Below are 17,329 nucleotides of genomic sequence, written 5' to 3'. Positions count from 1 at the left end.
GCTGTCGATCCGGGCGCCTCCCGTTCGACGCAGAGGTGAGAGGCGGGGAGAGCCCCCGCCCTCCCACGACCGAGGAGCCACCATGCCGCGCTTCCTGATGCTGATCCGCATCGACGAGCAGGACCCGCCCCCGGAGGACTTCCCGCCCGGCTTCGAACAGCGCATGGGCGCCCTGATGGACGAGCTGACCCAGGCCGGGGTGATGCTCGACACCGCCGGGCTGCTCCCCACCTCCGAGGGCACCCGCATCACCTGGTCCGGCGGGAGGACCAGCTTCACCGACGGCCCCTTCACCGAGACGAAGGAGGTCGTCGGCGGCTACATCTTTCTCCGGTGCAAGGACAAGGCCGAGGCCCTGGCGTGGACCAAGCGGTTCCTGGAGGCCCACCCGGCGGAATGGACCGTCGGCGCCGAAGTCCGCCAGGTCCACGAGATGTGACCCGGCGGCGGCCCGCGGCCCCGGCGGCGGACGCACACCGGAGGCCCGCGCCGAGGTCGAGAGGGCGGCCGCCCTCACCCGCAGCGCCCGCGGACGGGACCTGCTGCCGGGCCGCGCGGCCGCCCTCGGGGACGTCAGCCCGTGACCCGTACCGCCTGCGGCTCGGGCCGCCGGGGCGCCGTGAGCGCGACGGGCCTGCGGAAGCCGCCGGTGCGCGCGATGCTCTGCACCGTCAGCCGCAGCGCCTCCTGGAAGTCGCCCATCGTGCGGCGCGCCGCCGGGGTGTCCACGTACAGGGAGTTCATGTGGAGCCCGTCCGCGTCCCGCTGGAACCAGGAGCAGGTGCCGTTCGCCCGCGCCGACCACACGTGCGTGGTGGGCCGCCACTCGTCGTGGCGGTCGGCGCCCGGGCAGCGGCGCATGTCGATGTACGAGAAGAAGTTCACCGGGTACGGCCAGGAGCGGCCGGCGAACTCCTCGGGCGCCAGCAGCTGCCAGGCCCGTACGAACGGCACGTCGAGGTGGCGCATCATCTCGGTGAACCCCGCCCGGACCTCGGCCATGACCTGCGCGAAGTCCTTGCCGGGGGAGGCGTCGAACTCGATCGGCAGGGTGTTGACGAACCAGCCCACCGAGTTGTTCCAGTCCTCGCGCCCGCGCTCGCTGACCGGCATGAAGCCCCGGTAGACGCCGGGGCCGCCGGCCTCGCGCAGACACACGCCGACCGAGCCGAGCAGCCCCATGAACGGCTTCCCGCCGACCTCGCGGCACGTCTTCTCGAACACCTCGGTCTCGGCGGCGTCCAGCAGCGTGGAGGCCTCGTTGACGATCGGGTACATCCGGTCCGGCTCGATGCCCAGGTCCAGGGGGAAGCGCGGGAAGAACTCCCCGCCCCGCCGCGTGAAGGACTTCCAGTAGTCCAGGCGTTCGTCACCGGCGTCGATGGACAGGTAGCGGCGGCGCTGGTCGTCGGCGAAGTCGAGGTAGCTGGGCGCGGGCGGCAGCACGGCCGTCTCGCCGCGCCGCAGGGCCTCGTAGGCGGTCAGCACGTCATGGGCGACGACCGGCATCGACATGCCGTCGCAGACGATGTGGTCGAAGGCCAGGTACACGGTCGCCGAGTCGGGGCGCAGCACCGCGCCCATGGTGAACAGCGGCCACGCGAGGGTGTCGATGCTGCGCGTGAACCGCCCGGCAAGGTACGCGCCGAGCCGCTCGGTGGAGTCGAACGTGGCCACGTACTGTACGTCCAGGGCGAGTTCACCGATGGGCAGGGGCTCGCAGGACAGCTCGCCGGCGAGCCTGCGGAACGCGCAGCGCAGCACCTCGTGCCGCTCTACGAAGCCCAACAGGGCCCGTGTCATGGCCGGTTCGTCGAGCGCGCCCTCGACCTCGAAGGTGACGGCCACCCAGGAGGCCGTGGGGTCGTCGTCCGCGCGGGCTTCCTCGGCGACGGTGAAGTGCTTGTCCTGGTTGAACGACGCCTTCTTGCCCTCCGTGCCACCCCGGCCCGGGCCCTGCGGTTCGGCGGTGGCCCGCAATCGCCACTCGAACAGGCGCCCCGGCGCCACGTGGTGTGTCTCCAGAGGAAACTGCCGCATTCCGTCATCCCTTCGCCCCCCGAATCAGCCCCGAGCCCCTAACGACCCCCGGGCCGCGGAAGTGACGCCCGCGCAGGGACGGCCCCGGGGAACACCTCCCGGGGAGACGGAACTCGGGGAGGTCAGGCGCCGGGGTCGTCCGCGTCGTCGCGTCGCACCTCGATGCGGTCGGGGGCCAGGTCGACCGCGACGCGGTGTTCCATGCCCAGTGCCTCCAGGAACTTCTGCGGGAGCTGCACGCGGCCGGTGCGGTCCAGCATCACGTACTCGCGCTCGCTGACCGACTCCGTGCCGTGCTCGTCGGTCACCGTGCGGCGCAGGACCTCGCTGCTGGTGCGGCCGTCGCGGATCGCCACCGTACGGCGCACCTCGCCCGCCACCATGGGGTCGTGGGTGACGATGACCACGGTGGCGCCCAGTTCCCGGTTCACGGTGCGGAAGGCCTCGAAGACGGCCGTGCCGGTCTCGGAGTCCAGTTCGCCGGTCGGCTCGTCGGCGAGGAGCACCGCCGGGTCGTTGGCCATGGCGACGGCGATGGCCACCCGCTGCTGCTGGCCGCCGGAGAGTTCGGCCGGGCGGCGGCCGCCGAGTCCGCCGATCTCCAGGGCCTCCAGCAGCCGGTCGACCCGGGCCGCGCGCCGTGCCCGCGCACCGCGCCCGCCACCCTTCAACTCCATGGGCAGCGCGATGTTCTGCGCCGCCGTCAGGAAGGGCAGCAGGTTGCGGGCCGTCTGCTGCCAGACGAAGCCCACCGTGTCGCGCCGGTAGCGCAGCCGCTCGCGCGTGGACATCTCCAGCAGGTCGTAGCCGCCGACGGTGGCGGTACCGGCCGTGGGCACGTCCAGCCCCGCCAGGATGTTCAGCAGCGTCGACTTGCCGCTGCCGGAGGCGCCGACCAGCGCCACCAGGTCGCCCTGGGCCACCGTCAGCTCCAGCCCCTGGAGGGCCTGCACCTCGATGCCGTCACTGGTGAAGATGCGGACCAGCCGGTCGCAGACGATGGCCGTCCCCGGCGCGTGCCGGCGCGGTGCGGCGTCGGCCAGGGCCTGGCGCCGCAGTTCCTCGTACGTGGGCGCTTCGGTGTTCAACGTCGGTCTCCCGCTCTCAACTCGGTGGTGATCTGACGCCGGCCGGTCACCGCCGCCTCGGCGAGCACGGCCAGCGCCACGAGACCCGCCAGGCCCAGTGCCTGCGCGAGCACGGGTCGCAGGCCGAACCCGAGTCCGGGTGGCACGCCGGCGCCGACCAGGGTCGACAGGTCCACCGACGGGCCCAGCACGGCGACGGCGGCGACCGCGGTCAGGGCGCCGCCCAGCGGGGCCGCCAGGACCTGCGGCAACGACTCCGTCAGCACCAGCACCACGCCCTGCCGGGGCCGCAGGCCCATGGTCCGCAGCCGGGCCAGCAGCGCGGCCCGCTCGGGCGCGGCCCGTACCAGGGTCAGCAGGACGGACAGCAGCGCGAAGCACGCCGCCGCGGCCAGGGAGGTCCAGAACAGCCGTGCCGCCGCCCGCTGGAGGGGATCGCCGGCGAGCTGCGCGGAGACGGCCGTGCTGGTGCGGACGAAGGTCCGCTCGGCGACCGGGGCCGGGGCGTGGGCGCGGACCAGATCGCGCAGCCGCTGCTCGTCGACCGTGCCCAGGGCGAACCAGTGGTTCGGGCGCGCCGCCTCGGGCAGCCGTGCGGTGACCGGTCCCGCCGGCAGCACGACGACCGCCGCCTCCACGGACGGCTCCGCCGGGGTGCCTTCGACCACGCCGACCGGCCGCGCCCGCAGTTCCACTCCGCCCGCGAGGCTGACCCGGAACTCGCCCCCGGAGTCCTTCCCGGCGAGGTTCTTGCTGATCAGCACCGGGACGGGCGCGTCCGCACCACCGCCCCCGGTCAGCCGCGCCGGGTCGAACCGCCCCCGCCCGGCCGCCTCGGACAGCGCGGCGTAGGCCGCCGGGTCGGCGACCACCGCCCTGATCCGGGTGTCGGCCAGACCGTCCGACAGCAGGAGGGCGTCCCGGTCGGTCCACGCCCCGACGGAGCTCCGTACGCCGGGCAGCGTGCCCGCCGCCCGCAGGAACTCCGGCGCCAGTGCCTCGTGGGGCGGGGCCGACACGTGGGCGTCGCCCCCGACGTCGGCCCGCGCCGCCCGCAGACGGGCCCCGTCCACGGAGGCCAGTACGGCCGACCCGAAGCCGCCCGTGGTCACCGCCAGCAGCAGCGCGATCATCGGCAGGACGGACGGCCGGGCACCCCCCGCGTTCCCCCGGGCCGCGCGCGCCAGCCCGAGGAAGCCGGTCAGGCCCCGCCCGCGCCCCGCCGCCCGGGCCGCCAGCCGCGCCAGCGGGGGCAGCGCCCGGGCCAGCAGCAGCCCCCCGCACAGCGCGAGCAGCAGCGGCGCGGCGACGAGCAGCGGGTCCAGCCCGGCTCCGGCCGGGGCGACCCCGCGCCGGCGGACCTCGGCCACGGCGGCCGCGGTGGCGCCGAGCACCAGCAGCTCCGCCACCAGCCTGCGCCGGGGTGCGGCCGCACGCGGACCCGACAGCAGCACGAAGGCCCGTACCGGGAAGGCCAGCAGGGCCGCCATCGCGACGGCCCCGGCCGCGAGCAGGCCGGGCGCCAGGCGGGGCGTCGGCAGCAGCAGCACCCCGAGGGCCGCCGCGAGGACGGCGGCGGGCAGCACGGTGACGGCCCCCTCGCCCAGCAGCCGGCGCAGGACGCCCGCGCGGGAGCCGCCCCGGGCCAGCAGCAGGGCCAGTTCGGCCTCGCGGCGGTCGCCGGTGAGGCCGGCGGCCAGACAGAACACCACGAGGGCGACACCCGCCGCGCCGGCCGGCCCGATCGCGGCGAGCGGCGCGGCGGCCTGCCGGCGGGCCTCGGCGGCGGCGAACAGCTTCGGCAGTTCGGAGGTGATCCGGATGCCGGGGCGGCCGGTCTCCGCGGTCAGCCGCGTGGCGGTGGGGCCGGCCACGTACGAGGCGATCTGCCCGGCGGCCTCGGGCAGCCGGTCGGCGCGCAGGCCGCCCGTGTCCACCGGCAGCCGCCAGAAGTCCGTCGCGCGGGTGCCCCAGGCCGCCAGCCGGCCGATCCCCTCGGGGCCGACCAGGGCGGACGCCTCCCACCAGGACTTCTCCTGCTTCTTGTCCCACTTGAGGCAGGCCCGCAGCAGGCAGGTGGTGTCGGTGTCGCTCCAGTAGACGTCGGCGGGGTCGGCCGGGGCGAACAGGCCGACGACCTCGATGCCCATCGGCGGGGCGAAGCCCGAGGAGCCCTCCAGGACCGAGCCCACCGTGGCGCCGATGCTGTCGGCGGCGCTCTTGGACAGGGCGACCGGGACGGTTCCCTCACCACCGCCGGACGGCCAGCGCCCCTGGACCAGCCGGCTGTGCGCGGCGATCTGCGGCAGGTGCAGCAGGTCCATGTCGGGCGGGATGTCCGAGGGGCGGACGAGCCCGGGGCCCGTCAGGGAGCGCGGGTCCTTCGTGCGCACCCCGTACACGGGGCCGGAGTCCGCCAGCCGGTAACCCGGCCCGACGGCCGCGCGCAGGGCGGCCAGCGTGGAGTCCAGCAGGGCCGCGGGGTCCCCGCTCTGCGGGGTCCGGTCGGTGGCGATCAGGCTGGTCGGGCCCGGGCCCTGCTCGGCCAGGTAGGCGCGCAGGGCCGGGTCGGCGCCCCGGTCGAGGGCGCGCGGCAGCGCGGTGGCCAGCAGCACGGAGACGAAGACCAGCACGGCGGACAGGAGCGTGGCCAGCGGCGCGGCGCGCAGCCGCGTCCGCACCCAGCCGGCCCCGCCGCGGCCCCTGGGCACGGCGCTCCGCGGCTTGGTGGTCGGGCCGGTCATATCTCCTCCACGTGGCGCAGACGGGCGGCGGCGCCCCGGGACGTGCGGTCGCCGCCGCCGAGCACGGCCGACAGCAGCGGTACCGCCGCGACGGCGGCGGCCAGCAGCAGGGTCGCCAGGCCCGGCAGGTCCACCAGCACCGCCGGTACGGGGCGCTGCGCGGCGGGGGTCAGCACCATCAGCGGCACCGTCAGGTGCACGATGGCCGCGCCCACCGCCAGTCCCACCCCGGTCCCGAGCGCGACCAGGACCAGGCCCTCGGCGGCGGCCGCCCGGGCCGGACTCCGCCGGGGCGCTCCGAGGGCCAGGAGGACCGCGGACTCCCGGGCCCGCCGCCGCGCGGCCGCCGCCGAGGAGGCGGCGAAGCCGATGGCCGCCAGCACCGCGCAGGACAGGGCGAGGGCGGCCAGCGCGATGCGGGGGCCGGCGCTCAGCGGGTCGTCCAGCAGCCCGGAGGCCACCTCCTCGCGCAGCAGCATCCGGTGCGAGCCGGCGCCCGCGCGCAGTTCGGCCGCGGCCCGCGCGGGCGCGGCGTCCGATGCGGAGGCGGCGGGCAGCCACCACTCGTCGGCACCGGGCAGGGCCCGCCCGTCGGTGGCCGCCAGCAGCCGCCCGGCGGTGGCGAGGTCGACGGCCACCGCCTTGTCGCCGGACGCGGGCAGCGCGGCGACGGCGGCGGTGATCCGCACGGGTACGGCCGCCGGGCCCAGCAGCACCGGGATCCGGTCCCCGACCCCGGCGCCGACGGCGGCGAGGTAGGCGCGGGTGGCGACCCCCGGCAGCTCGGCGGCGGCCCGGGCGCCGGTGGTCAGACTGAGGTCGTAGGCGCCCACGGCGGCGCCCGCGTACCGCAGCCGCAGCAACGCCCCGTCGGCCGGCAGCAGCCGGCCGGCCGGGGCGTCGCCCGTGGCGCCGACGCCGGGGCCCGCCAGGTTCCAGGCGGGTGCGGGCGCCTCGACGGGGACGGCCCCGCCGCCCGCCGTCTGCGCGACCGAGACCCGGAGCAGCGCCAGTTCCGCCTCGACCGCCGGCCTGCCCCCGTCCGCGTAGCCGGACGGGCCGGGCTCCGACCCGTACGACAGGGCGAGCCCGGCGATGGACAGCGGTTCGGCGGCCGCTCCCAGCGGGGCCCCGGCCAGCGCCGCGACATCCACGGAGACGGTGCCCGCGCCGTTCTCGGGCAGGGCCTGCATCGGCGCCCGGTAGGTCAGCCCGAACCGGTCGCGCAGCAGCACGCCGAGCCGGGGGGCGCCGCTCGCGCCCGTCGCCCGCAGCGACACACCCAGTTCGATCCGCTGCGGGCGGCCCGGCAGGACGATGCCGGCGCTGCCCGGCGCGTCGACCGCCAGCGGGGTGAACAGCTCCTCCATGGGCCGGCCGTCCCGCAAATCGGCCCGCAGCGGCACCCGCCGCGCCACGGCGGGCGCGTCCAGGGCCAGCAGCTCCCCGGTCGTTCCGTCGGGCAGTCCATGGGCGGAGCGCACCACCGGGACCACCCGGTCGCCGCCCGGCAGGGACGCGTACCGGCCGGCCCGGCCGGGGGCGGGCAGTTCGCTGCCGGTCACGCGCAGCCCCCCGGCCGTGGCGAACTCCGCCTGGTCGCGCTGCGAGGCGGACCAGGCGGTGTGCTGGCCGAGGGCGAGGATGCCGCTGGACACCGAGAGGACGAGCAGCAGGACCGGTCCGGTGGCCCGCCCCGGGCGCCGCGCGAGCTGCCAGCCCACGAGCGCCGGGCCGAGCCCGCGGCCCCGGGCGGCGATCCGGGCCCCGAGCCGCGCCGCGAACGGCAGCAGCCGCAGCACGAGCAGGGTGCCCGCGCACAGGGCCAGGGTGGGCGCGGCCACCAGGACCGGGTCGACGCCGAGTTCACCGCCCGGGCCGGTGGCGCCCCCGCTGTAGCGGTCGAGCTGGCGGTACGCGAGGACGGCCAGGGCCACCACCGCCAGGTCCAGGCCGGAGCGCGCCGCCCCCGACACCACGGCCGCGCGGCGCCCGGCCCGGCGCAGCACGACCGCCGCGGCCCCGCGCAGCACGGCGGGCAGGGAGGTCAGCAGGACGCACCCGAGCGCGCAGGCCGCCGCGGCCGGCCACAGCAGCCACGCCCCGCCGGTCTCGACGGGGGTTTCGGCCAGGGGTCCGTAGCGGCCCGCCAGGTGCAGCAGCGGAGGCGTGAGCAGCGGGGCCAGCACCGCCGAGGGCAGGACCAGCAGCAGCGCCTCGGCCGCCGACAGCATCCCGAGCCGGCGGCGGGAGGCGCCGCGCGCGGTGAGCAGGATCCGCTCGGGCTCCTGGCGTTCCGTCAGCAGGTGGGCGACGAGCAACAGGGCGGCCCCGGCCAGGACGGCCAGCTGGAGCGCCCCGACCAGCAGGGTGGAGCGGGCCACCCGCCGGCCCGTCTCCAGCGCGGCGGAGTACTCCCGCAGCGCGGTGGTGACGGTGAGCCCGGCGGGGCCCTTGGCGCCGGTCTCGGGCGCCAGGGTGCGCAGGCGCTCGACGTCCGTGCCGCGCGCGGCACGGAAGTCGGGGGTCAGCAGCGTGGCGCGGCTGTTCTGGACCAGGGCGCCGCCCGTGAAGGCGGAGTCGTGCACGAGCAGCGGGCCGTAGCTGGTGAAGGAGGCGACCTGCACCTCGCGGCCGCCGAGCGGATCGAGCCGCCAGTACGGGGACTGCGGGTCGGCCGCCCGGAAGACGCCGGTGACGAGGACGCCCAGCGGCGCCCCGCCGTAGCGGTCCTCCAGCCGCACCTCGGCGGGCAGCGCCCGCGCGGTCAGCCCGAGCCGGTTCAGCGCGGCCTCGGGCACGGCCACCGGGACCCGCCCGGGGCGGTCCCCGACGGGCTCGGGCCACTGGCCCGCGAGGAGCCGTACGCGGTCGCGGTCGAGGGCGGCGAGCAGGGTGAGGTCCGGTTCCCCGCCGGGGGTACGGGGGCCGGGCAGCCCGTACGAACGGCTGCGCGCCACGCTCTCGACGGAGACGGGCACCCTCCCGAACAGGGCGTCCGCGAAGCCCCGTACGGCCGCGTCCTCGCCCGCCCGGGCCGCCAACCCGTGCTCGCCGGCGAGGACGACGGCGGTGCTCGACCTGCCGCCCGGACCGGTCAGGGCCCGGCGCAGCCCGGCGTCGCCCACACCCCGGGTGAAGGCCAGGAGCGCGGTCAGGGTGGTCGTGGTGATGAGCGCGGTGAGCAGTACGGCGGCCGCGAGCGGCAGTCGGCCGCGCAGCCGGCGCACGACGAAGCCGATCATGTGCCTGTTCCTTCCCCCCGAACCGGACCAAGGGCACCGGATAGCGGACGATGCTGTCAGATCCGGTCGGACAGAGGAAGGGACTTGCGTGATGGATGTGACAGATGAGCAAATTCGGACGCGAAGGCAGCGAAGAGCGCGCCGGCCGAGGGGGAGCCCACCATGACGCAGCAACCGGACCCGCAGGACACCCCGCCCGCCGGGAGCACCGCGCCGCCCATGATGACGGTGCGCGGCCTGCGCAAGAGCTTCGGCACCGGGGCCAACGCCGTACACGCCCTGCGCGGGGTCTCGTTCGAGGCCCGGCGGGGCGAACTCACCGCCCTCAAGGGCCGGTCGGGCTCCGGCAAGACCACCCTGCTCAACCTGGTCGGCGGCCTCGACACCCCGACCGGGGGCACCGTCGAACTCGACGGCACCGACCTGTCCACCCTGGACGAGAACGGACTGCTCGCGCTGCGCCGCGACCGGATCGGCTTCGTGTTCCAGTCGTTCGGGCTGCTCCCGGTGCTCACCGCCGCGGAGAACGTCGGCGTCCCCATGCGGATGCGCAGGCTCCCGGCGCGGCAGCGCGAGGAGCGCGTCCGCACCCTGCTGGCCCTGGTCGGCCTGGCCGAACACGCGGGGCAGCGCCCCGGGGAACTCTCCGGCGGCCAGCAGCAGCGCGTGGCCCTCGCCCGCGCGCTCGCCAACGAACCGTCCCTGATCATCGCCGACGAGCCCACCGGCCAGCTGGACTCCGAGACGGGCCGCTCCATCATGCGGCTGCTGCGCGCCGTGGTCCGCAGCGAGGGCGTCACGGCCCTGGTCGCCACCCACGATCCGCAGCTGATGGAACTCGCCGACCGGGTGGTCGAGTTGCGCGACGGCCAGGTCGTCGAACCGGCCGGGCCGGCCCGCTGACCGGCGCCGGCGGAACCCGCACCCGGTCCCACAGCTCCAGCAGCATCCGCACGGAGCGGGAGGCGGCGGCCAGCTCCCAGCGGCGGCCGCCACGGCCCCACCGGTCCAGCACGTCGAGCAGGGCGGAGTCGCAGAAGGTGACCCCGGCGGCGTCGAGCACCAGGCGGCGCGCCCCGAGGGCCGCCCCCTCGTCGAGGACGGCGCGCAGCGGGGCGCAGCTGTAGTGGTCCAATTCCCCGGCCAGGCCGACGGCGAGGACGCCGTCGCGCAGCGCGGAGCGGATACGGGGGAGCGGCGGGCCGGTCACGCCCCTCCAACGGGCCGTGCCCGCGGCGGGAACCGGCGCCCCCGCGCCATTCACCCGCGTGGCCGTGGGGCGCGCACCCCCGGGCCGGGCGGCCATGACCGACAGTGGGGCGCGTGGATGCCGATGCGGAAGTGGATCTGGAAGAGATCGTCGACGCCCTGTACGTGCCGCACCCCGCCGGGTTCAAGGCGGCGCGGGACGCGGCCGCGGCACGGGTGAAGCGGGCCGGCGACCCGGCGGCGGCCAAACGGATCGCGGCACTGCGCAGGCCCACGCTCGCGGCCTGGGCGTCCAACACGCTGGTCCGGGCGAAACCGGAGGAGACCGAGCAGTTCGTCCAGCTGGGGCAGACCCTGCGGGCGGCGCACCGGTCCCTGGACGGGGAACGGCTGCGGGCCCTGTCCCACCAGCAGCACGTGGTGATCGGGGCCCTGGCGCGGGAGGCCGCGCGGCTGGCCGAGGAGGCGGGGACGCCGGTCTCGGAGGCGGTGGTGCGGGAGGTCGAGCAGATCCTGCACGCCGTCCTCGCCGACCCCGACGCGGCCCGGGAGTGGGCCTCGGGTCGGCTCGTACGGGCGCCCGATCCGGTGTCGGAGTTCCCGGCGGTCGCCCCGGACGCGGTGCTCCCGCCGCCGCCCGAGCCGGCCCCCGGCGCGGAGCCGGAAGCGGAACCCGGTCCGGCGGCGGAGGCCGCCCCGGCCCCGGAGGCCGCGGACCCGGTCGGCGCGGCCCGGCTGGAGGCCGCCCGGGCGGCCGCCGCGGACGCGGCGTGGGCCGTCTCCGCCCGCGAGGACGAGCTGCGGACCGCCGAGGAGGCCCGGCAGCACGCCGTGGCCCGCGCGGCCGAGGCCGACGCGGTGGTCCACCGGCTGGAGGGGGAGGCCGCACAGGCGCGGACCGAGCGGGACCACGCGTACCGGGCCGTGTCGGAGGCGGAGGCCCGCCACCGCGCGGCCGAGCAGGCGGCCCGCGCGGCCCGCCTCACGGCGGCCTCCGCCCAGCGCCGCCTGCGCCGGCTCCAGGGCTAGGGGGTGCGGGCCGGGCCCCGTCGGCCAGGAGGGGCCCTCAGTCCTGCCAGTAGAACAGCAGGGTGCGGACGTCCAACGGGACGCGGGCGCCGAAGTAGTAGACGCCGAGGCCGGTGACCTCGATGGAGCCGACGGCCCCGTCGATCCAGCGGAAGCCGGCCGCTTCGAGGGCGTGCCGGACGGCCGGTTCGTCGTCGTGACCGGAGGCGAACCGGCCGAGCGTGCTGAGGTGGACCTCGCCGTCGTCCTCCCCGTAGCCGATCACGTCGTACGTGCCGTCCCCCTGCCCGTGGGCGTCCCCGCAGGAGACCGGCGGCTTCGGCGCGAGACCCGCGGCGGTGAGCGCGGCAGTGGCCCGCACCAGCCGCTCGGCGGGATCGGCAGCGGGGGGCGGCTCCGTACACAGGGCTTCGATCCGCCACCGCGGATCGCTCCGCTCCTCGCACCACGGCCCGTACTCGTGGACGATCGCCGCCCGCAGCTCCTCGTCGAGGCCGGCCACCTCCACCCGGGGCCGCCCCAGCGCCTCGTACACCCGCCGGGTCTCGGCGGCGTCCTCGGTGAGGCGGTGCAGCGCGTAAGCGGCCCACAGCTTCGCCTCGTCGGTCGGAGCCTCGGCCAGGTACGCGCGCAGGCGGCCGGGGTCGGTCAGGAGCGCTTGGGCGCGGTACGCGACGCCCCGGTCGGGGTCCGCGAGCGCGTCGGTGACGTCCTCCCCGGCGCGCTGCCGCATCACGACCCGGACGGAGCGGTCCTCGGGCCGGGCGTCGCCCAGCTCGGCCAGCACGGCCTCGACCCCGTACCGGGCCGCCAGGTCGTCCAGCCCGGCCTCGCCCGTCTCGCGCCGGTGGCGCCACGGGCTGAAGGCGAGCGCGGCCAGAGCGCTGGCCGCCGTACGGTCGCCGACCGCACCGCGCGCCCTCAGGATCGCCTCGGGCATGCCGTACCCGCCGTCCCGCTGCCGCTCCTCGTGGCGCAGCCACGGCTGCAGCTCGGGGCGGTCGGCGAGGACGCCGAGCAGGGCGATGCGGACCTCGCTCACGTCACCGGTGTCCTGCACGCGGGAGATCAGCTCGGCCAGCCGCCGCTCGGGCACCCGTCCCGTCAGCGCCTCCGCGCAGGCCCTCCGGCGCCACCACGGCTGCCCGGTGTCGGCCGCGCACCGCGCGAGGGCGTCCGCGTCGTACGCGCGCAGGGCAGCGGTGTCGGCCCGCCCGGCTTCGGGGCTCAGGGCCTGGATCGTCGTGGACATCCGGGGATGCTACTCGGCCCGGGCGGCCGCCCGCCCCCGGATATCGGCGCCCCCGGACGCCCGGACGGTGCCGGCGGCGGGGGAGCGGTGACGCGACCCCGCCCCGAAGCCTCCCCGGAGCTCCCGCGCCGCCTCACGCGCACAGCGCGATGAGGTCCACGATCCCCTCGGCGTAGGCGGCCGACACCGAACCGGGCCGGCCCGCCCGGCCGTCGCGCAGCAGGGGCAGGGCGGCCCGGACGTGGGCGGCGCACTGGCCGTAGAGCCCCGCCTCGTACGGGGTGCCGTCGTCCTCCGAGTTCAGCAGCGCCAGCAGCGTCCACAGCAGGGCCTCGCGGGTCGCCAGCCGCGGCGGGCCGGCCGACCAGACGGCCATCAGCACCGCGCAGGCCGCCGGGGCCGGGGGCCACAGCCGGGACCGGGCGAAGACGTGGCCCTCCAACGCGTGGAAGGCCGCCGGATGTCCCTCGGCCGCGTCCCACAGGGTGTCCTCGAGATGCCCCGCCGAGCGGCCGCAGCCGCAGGCGACGGACTCCCAGTCGTACCGCGCGATCGTCTCCCGTACGCCGTCGGGCACCAGCGGGCTGCTGCGCGGCGGTTCGTTCCCTCTCATGAGGCCCCAGTATGGGAGCGGGGTGCGGGCCCGGTCGAGGAGGCTGCCCGCAGACCGGGCCGTCCGGCGGTCCCGGCGGGCGGAACCGGTCGGCGGGCGGACACGTCTGAGTCCCCGTGTGGATGAAGAGAAGGATCCTGGCGCTGCTGTTCGCCCTGCTCACGACCCAGATCGCGGCCCTGGTCAGCCCCGCCTACGCGTGCGGCTGCGGGGCGATGGTGCCCGACGGCGGCTCCCGGATCGGGGTCGACAGGGAGAGCTCCGTCGTGCGCTGGGACGGGCGGACGGAAGAGATCGTGATGCGCTTCACCGTCGGCGGCGACGCCCGCCGCGCGGCCTGGATCATGCCGGTCCCGGGCCGGGCCTCCGTGGAGCTCGGCAACCCCGCCCTCTTCCCCCAGCTGGCCGACCTCACCCGGCCCGAGCGCAGGACCCGTACGTACTTCTGGCCGCGCGGCACCGACTGGCCCTTCTCCTCCGGCTCCTCGGACGGCGTGGGTGCCGCCCTGCCCGGTGCCGGCGCCCCGGTCGGCGTCGTCGGCCGCGAGCGGCTCGGCGACTTCGACGTGGCGCGGCTGACGGCCACCGACCCCGAGGCCCTGCGCACCTGGCTCCGGGACAACGGCTTCGAGCTGCCCGAGCGGCTCGCCGCCGAACTGAAGCCGTACGTCGACCAGAAGTGGGAGTACGTCGCCGTCCGCCTCGCCCCGCGGGAGCAGGGCCGGACCCTGCGCGGCGAGCTCGAACCGCTGCGCATCCGCTTCGACAGCGCCCGGCTCGTCTACCCGATGCGGCTGTCCCGGCTGGCCCGCACCCCGCAGTCCCTCGGCCTCTACGTCCTCGCCGGCCACCGGATGGAGCCCCGCTCCGCGATCGGCGGCGCCGTACCCGAGGTCACCTTCGCCGGGACCGTCAGCCCCGGGGGTGCGCTCGGGGAACTCACCGGCGGCGAGCCGGTGTTCCTGACGGCGATCGAGCAGCGGTTCCCGGACCCGTCCCGCATCGACGGGGACCACGAACTGCGGGCCACGGCCGAGGACACCCCCTACCGCAGGGCCGTCTACCGCAACGAGCTCCTCACCGCGGGCGGCGTTCCGGTCTGGCTGCTGACGGTGGGCGGCGTCCTGGCGGCGGCGGTGGCCGCCGCCGTCCTCCTCGTGGTGCGCGGGCGCCGGCCGTCCCGCTCCGGCCGGCCGGAGAATCGTGTTGACCTGCGAGAACGGTCCTGACATGGTCCCGTCATGATGACCTTCACGGCCCATGACGGAACCCGGCTCGCCTATCACGTCAGCGGCGGCGGGACCCCGCTCGTCTGCCTCCCCGGCGGCCCCATGCAGGACTCCGCCTACCTGGCCGGCCTCGACGGCCTCCTCCCGCACCGCAGCCTGGTCCGGTTCGACCTGCGCGGCACCGGCAGCTCGGCGGTCCCCGAGGACGCCGCGTCCTACCGCTGCGACCGGCTCGTCGACGACGTGGAGGCGCTGCGCGAGCACCTCGGCCTGGAGACGCTCGACCTCCTCGCCCACTCCGCCGGCGCCAACCTGGCCGCCCTGTACGCCGCCCGCCACCCCGGACGCGTCGGCCGGCTCCTGCTGGTCACCCCCAGCGTCTTCGCCGTCGGCATCCCGGTCACCGGCGACGACCGGCTGGAGACCGCCCGGCTGCGCGCCGCCGAGCCCTGGTTCGCGCCCGCGTACGCGGCCCTGGAGGAACTCGTCGCGGGCCGCGCCACGGCGGAGACCATGGGGGACATCGCCCCCTTCTGGTACGGCCGCTGGGACGAGGAGGCCCGCGCGCACCGGGCCGCCGAGTCCGGTCAGAAGAACCACGAGGCCGCGGCGGCGTACGGGGCCGAGGGCGCCTTCGACCCGGAGGCCACCCGCAAGGCGCTCGCCGAGCTCGCCGCACCCGTGCTGCTCCTCGCGGGCGAGGCCGATCTGGCGGCCCCGCCGCGCGCGGTGGCGGAGTACGCCGGCCTGTTCCCGAACGCCGAGCTCACCGTCCAGTCCGGCGCCGGGCACTTCCCCTGGCTCGACGACCCGGAACGCTTCGCCACCGCGACGGCGGGCTTCCTCGGCCGGACCGGTGCTCCCGCCGCGGTGAGCGGCTGAAGCGCCCGGCACGGCCGTGACCCGCGGGACCCGCCGGGCGTTCCCGCCCCGCAGGCGTCCCGTACGACCCGAGCCGCAGCCGCGTCACCCCGGACGTTCCACTCCTCGGACCGGCCCCGAACCGGAGGCGGCCGTCCGGAAAGCCGTCACCGCTCCCCGCGCCGCCCCGCGCGCCGCAGGGCCAGGGCCGCGAGGGCCTGTGGGGCGCCGGCCTGGCCGCGGATGCCGGGGAAGGCGTTGACGTCCACGATGAGGGGCCGGCCGCCGTCCGCGGCGATGACGTCCACGCCGTAGACGTCCAGGGCGAAGACCTCGCCCACCCGCAGGGCCAGTTCGGCCCAGCCGTCGGGCAGCCGGCCCGGCGGCCGGGCCGGCTCCTCGCCCCCGGCGGCCAGTTCGGAGCGGCGCAGGCCCGCGAAGACCCGGTCGCCGACCACCCACAGCTTGTGGTCCCAGCCGCTGTTGGGGGCGAACGGCTGCACCACGACCGGCTCGCGCTCCCAGCCGGCGGCCAGCGCACCGAGGCCGTCGGGGCCGTCCACCCGGGCGACCAGGTCGTGCTTGCGGCTGTGCCGGCTCTTGACCACCACAGGCCAGGCCGGTTCCGCCGACGCCCGGAGTGCCGCGAGGGAGGCGTGGGTGCGGGTGGCGGCGAAGGGGAGCCCGGCCCGCAGGGCCAGTTCGGCCATGGCGGTCCGGTCCTGGCACCGCCCGGTGGCGGCAGCGGAGTTCAGTACGGGCGCCCCGCGCCGCTCCAGTTCCCGGGCCAGGGCCAGGGCCGAGGGGGTCCGCGCCTTCAGCAGGTACACGTCGGCCCGCTCCCCGGCCGCCGCGGCGGCCCCGGCGCGCGGGTCCAGTACCCGTACCTCGTGCTCCGGCGCCAGCAGCCCCGCGGTGTCGGCCAGCAGCGGATGCCCGGGGTCAGGGGTGATCAGGCCGACCCTCACGCGCCGTCCCCCGCCCCTGCCGCCGCCTGCGCCGGGATCGCCACCGGAAGGCCGTACGGGCGGCCGGGCGGGCAGGGTGCGGCGGCGACCGGGCGCCCGCCGCCCGACCGGGCCAGCTCCAGGACGGCGCGCGCGACCCGCGCGGCCGCGTCCGGCACCTGGCGGAAACTCGGGAAGTCGTTCACGTCGACCACGACCGGCCCGTCGGGGCCCAGCAGCACGTCGACCCCGTACAGGTCCAGCCCGTACACCTCGCCCACCCGGGCGGCGATCCGCGCCACCTCGCCCGGCAGCGCCACCCGGCGCTCGCGGACGGCGGCGGCCGGGTGCAGCGGGGAGCGGCGCTCGGTGGCGAACAGCTCCCCGCCGACGCAGTACACCTTGAGGTCGGTACCGGAGTTGGGCACGTAGGGCTGCGCGATGAGCATGCCCTCGCCCGCGAGGGCGGGCAGCAGCGCGGCGAGCCGGTCCGGCGAGGGCACCAGGTGCACGCCCCGGCCGGAGCTGCCGTCCGCGGGCTTGACGACGAGCGGGTAGGCCGCGTCCGGTACACCGGCCAGGAGTTCGGGGCGGGCGAGGGCGTAGGTGGGCGGCAGCGGGAGCCCCCGGGCGCTGCCCAGGGCGGCGGCCAGCGCCTTGTCCCGTACCCCGCGGATCGCCCGGGCGTCGTTGACGGTGGTCGTGCCGCCGGCGGCGGCGGCTTCCAGGAGGGTGAGCCCGGGCCCGCCGGACACCGTCTTCAGGACCCAGGCGTCGTGCGCGCCGGCCCGGACCAGTCCGTCCATGCGCAGCAGCGAGCCGCCCGGACGGATCACGTCCACCCGGTGTCCCCAGGCGGTCAGCTGCGCGACCACCTCGTTGGGCATGCCGTCGTGGCGGTAGTGCTCCTCCACCAGGAAGCAGAGCCTCATGGAACTTCCCCGATTTCCCCGGACGTCCGCCGATTCCGTCCGGCGAGTGGTGACGTCACAGGATGCCATGGCATAGCCCCGAAACCGCTCCAGAAGCAGCCTAAGTGGGCACTACTCAACGTAATGTTTATCAAGACCTT

14 protein-coding genes are annotated in these 17,329 nt (G+C 76.9%); 5 read left to right on the top strand and 9 right to left on the bottom strand.

What is annotated here, in order from left to right:
- Window positions 1-82 precede the first annotated feature (82 nt).
- Complete coding sequence (locus AB0D45_RS14420; RefSeq protein ID WP_362458420.1) at window positions 83-439, top strand: YciI family protein; 357 nt, start codon at window positions 83-85, stop codon at window positions 437-439.
- A 134-nt stretch (window positions 440-573) separates the two neighbouring features.
- Here the strand turns inward: AB0D45_RS14420 and AB0D45_RS14415 are convergent, their stop codons facing one another.
- The 4 genes from AB0D45_RS14415 to AB0D45_RS14400 all read right to left on the bottom strand — a co-directional run bounded on the left by AB0D45_RS14415 (window position 574) and on the right by AB0D45_RS14400 (window position 9,117).
- Window positions 574-2,040: a condensation domain-containing protein gene (locus AB0D45_RS14415; RefSeq protein WP_361611173.1), complete on the bottom strand. Its 1,467-nt coding sequence runs from the start codon at window positions 2,038-2,040 to the stop codon at window positions 574-576.
- 122 nt (window positions 2,041-2,162) lie between these two features.
- Window positions 2,163-3,083, bottom strand: coding sequence for an ABC transporter ATP-binding protein (locus AB0D45_RS14410; RefSeq protein ID WP_362458548.1), 921 nt, complete (start codon window positions 3,081-3,083; stop codon window positions 2,163-2,165).
- Between the two features lie 41 nt (window positions 3,084-3,124).
- Window positions 3,125-5,872, bottom strand: coding sequence for a hypothetical protein (locus tag AB0D45_RS14405; RefSeq protein ID WP_362458418.1), 2,748 nt, complete (start codon window positions 5,870-5,872; stop codon window positions 3,125-3,127).
- Window positions 5,869-9,117 (bottom strand): FtsX-like permease family protein, encoded by a 3,249-nt coding sequence (locus AB0D45_RS14400; RefSeq protein WP_362458415.1) that lies wholly within the window; start codon window positions 9,115-9,117, stop codon window positions 5,869-5,871. The genes AB0D45_RS14405 and AB0D45_RS14400 overlap by 4 nt, the downstream gene beginning before the upstream one ends.
- Window positions 9,118-9,279: 162 nt before the next feature.
- Between AB0D45_RS14400 and AB0D45_RS14395 the strand changes: the two genes are divergently transcribed.
- A complete protein-coding gene (locus tag AB0D45_RS14395) occupies window positions 9,280-10,020 on the top strand; it encodes an ABC transporter ATP-binding protein (RefSeq protein WP_362458412.1) in 741 nt (246 codons plus the stop codon).
- On the opposite strand, the gene AB0D45_RS14390 is transcribed toward AB0D45_RS14395, so the two are convergent.
- Window positions 9,914-10,423 (bottom strand): STAS domain-containing protein, encoded by a 510-nt coding sequence (locus AB0D45_RS14390; RefSeq protein WP_362458409.1) that lies wholly within the window; start codon window positions 10,421-10,423, stop codon window positions 9,914-9,916. The genes AB0D45_RS14395 and AB0D45_RS14390 overlap by 107 nt on opposite strands.
- A 17-nt stretch (window positions 10,424-10,440) precedes the next feature.
- Here AB0D45_RS14390 and AB0D45_RS14385 point away from each other — a divergent pair, with 17 nt between their 5' ends.
- On the top strand, window positions 10,441-11,355 hold the full coding sequence (locus tag AB0D45_RS14385) for a hypothetical protein (protein WP_362458406.1): 915 nt from the start codon (window positions 10,441-10,443) through the stop codon (window positions 11,353-11,355).
- Window positions 11,356-11,392: 37 nt separating this feature from the next.
- Here the strand turns inward: AB0D45_RS14385 and AB0D45_RS14380 are convergent, their stop codons facing one another.
- On the bottom strand, window positions 11,393-12,607 hold the full coding sequence (locus AB0D45_RS14380) for a hypothetical protein (protein WP_362458403.1): 1,215 nt from the start codon (window positions 12,605-12,607) through the stop codon (window positions 11,393-11,395).
- Between the two features lie 133 nt (window positions 12,608-12,740).
- The gene (locus tag AB0D45_RS14375; RefSeq protein WP_361611311.1) at window positions 12,741-13,220 is read right to left on the bottom strand and encodes a hypothetical protein; all 480 of its coding nucleotides are present in this window, start codon (window positions 13,218-13,220) and stop codon (window positions 12,741-12,743) included.
- Between the two features lie 122 nt (window positions 13,221-13,342).
- Between AB0D45_RS14375 and AB0D45_RS14370 the strand changes: the two genes are divergently transcribed.
- A complete protein-coding gene (locus tag AB0D45_RS14370; protein WP_362458400.1) occupies window positions 13,343-14,449 on the top strand; it encodes a DUF2330 domain-containing protein in 1,107 nt (368 codons plus the stop codon).
- A gap of 12 nt (window positions 14,450-14,461) precedes the next feature.
- Window positions 14,462-15,331, top strand: a complete 870-nt coding sequence (locus AB0D45_RS14365; RefSeq protein WP_362458397.1) for an alpha/beta hydrolase — start codon at window positions 14,462-14,464, stop codon at window positions 15,329-15,331.
- Between the two features lie 146 nt (window positions 15,332-15,477).
- Here AB0D45_RS14365 and AB0D45_RS14360 read toward each other — a convergent pair whose 3' ends face one another.
- Together AB0D45_RS14360 and AB0D45_RS14355 are read right to left on the bottom strand one after the other, a co-directional pair.
- Window positions 15,478-16,278, bottom strand: coding sequence for an alpha-L-glutamate ligase (locus AB0D45_RS14360; protein WP_362458394.1), 801 nt, complete (start codon window positions 16,276-16,278; stop codon window positions 15,478-15,480).
- Window positions 16,275-17,189: a hypothetical protein gene (locus AB0D45_RS14355; RefSeq protein ID WP_362458391.1), complete on the bottom strand. Its 915-nt coding sequence runs from the start codon at window positions 17,187-17,189 to the stop codon at window positions 16,275-16,277. Before AB0D45_RS14355 ends, AB0D45_RS14360 begins: the two co-directional genes overlap by 4 nt.
- Between the last annotated feature and the right edge of the window lie 140 nt (window positions 17,190-17,329).

The sequence above is a fragment of the Streptomyces sp. NPDC048352 genome, assembly GCF_040651895.1.
In the GTDB taxonomy this organism is placed as follows: domain Bacteria; phylum Actinomycetota; class Actinomycetes; order Streptomycetales; family Streptomycetaceae; genus Streptomyces.
Note: the sequence above shows the minus strand (reverse complement) of the source record. Positions and strands in the feature narration are given on the sequence as shown.

Bases quoted from the DNA above. Each gene is read 5' to 3' on its own strand.
- AB0D45_RS14420 (WP_362458420.1), top strand. From the start codon at position 83: ATGCCGCGCTTCCTGATGCTGATCCGCATCGACGAGCAGGACCCGCCC.
- AB0D45_RS14415 (WP_361611173.1), bottom strand. From the start codon at position 2,040: ATGCGGCAGTTTCCTCTGGAGACACACCACGTGGCGCCGGGGCGCCTG.
- AB0D45_RS14405 (WP_362458418.1), bottom strand. From the start codon at position 5,872: ATGACCGGCCCGACCACCAAGCCGCGGAGCGCCGTGCCCAGGGGCCGC.
- AB0D45_RS14400 (WP_362458415.1), bottom strand. From the start codon at position 9,117: ATGATCGGCTTCGTCGTGCGCCGGCTGCGCGGCCGACTGCCGCTCGCG.
- AB0D45_RS14395 (WP_362458412.1), top strand. From the start codon at position 9,280: ATGACGCAGCAACCGGACCCGCAGGACACCCCGCCCGCCGGGAGCACC.
- AB0D45_RS14390 (WP_362458409.1), bottom strand. From the start codon at position 10,423: ATGGCCGCCCGGCCCGGGGGTGCGCGCCCCACGGCCACGCGGGTGAAT.
- AB0D45_RS14380 (WP_362458403.1), bottom strand. From the start codon at position 12,607: ATGTCCACGACGATCCAGGCCCTGAGCCCCGAAGCCGGGCGGGCCGAC.
- AB0D45_RS14375 (WP_361611311.1), bottom strand. From the start codon at position 13,220: ATGAGAGGGAACGAACCGCCGCGCAGCAGCCCGCTGGTGCCCGACGGC.
- AB0D45_RS14370 (WP_362458400.1), top strand. From the start codon at position 13,343: ATGAAGAGAAGGATCCTGGCGCTGCTGTTCGCCCTGCTCACGACCCAG.
- AB0D45_RS14365 (WP_362458397.1), top strand. From the start codon at position 14,462: ATGATGACCTTCACGGCCCATGACGGAACCCGGCTCGCCTATCACGTC.
- AB0D45_RS14355 (WP_362458391.1), bottom strand. From the start codon at position 17,189: ATGAGGCTCTGCTTCCTGGTGGAGGAGCACTACCGCCACGACGGCATG.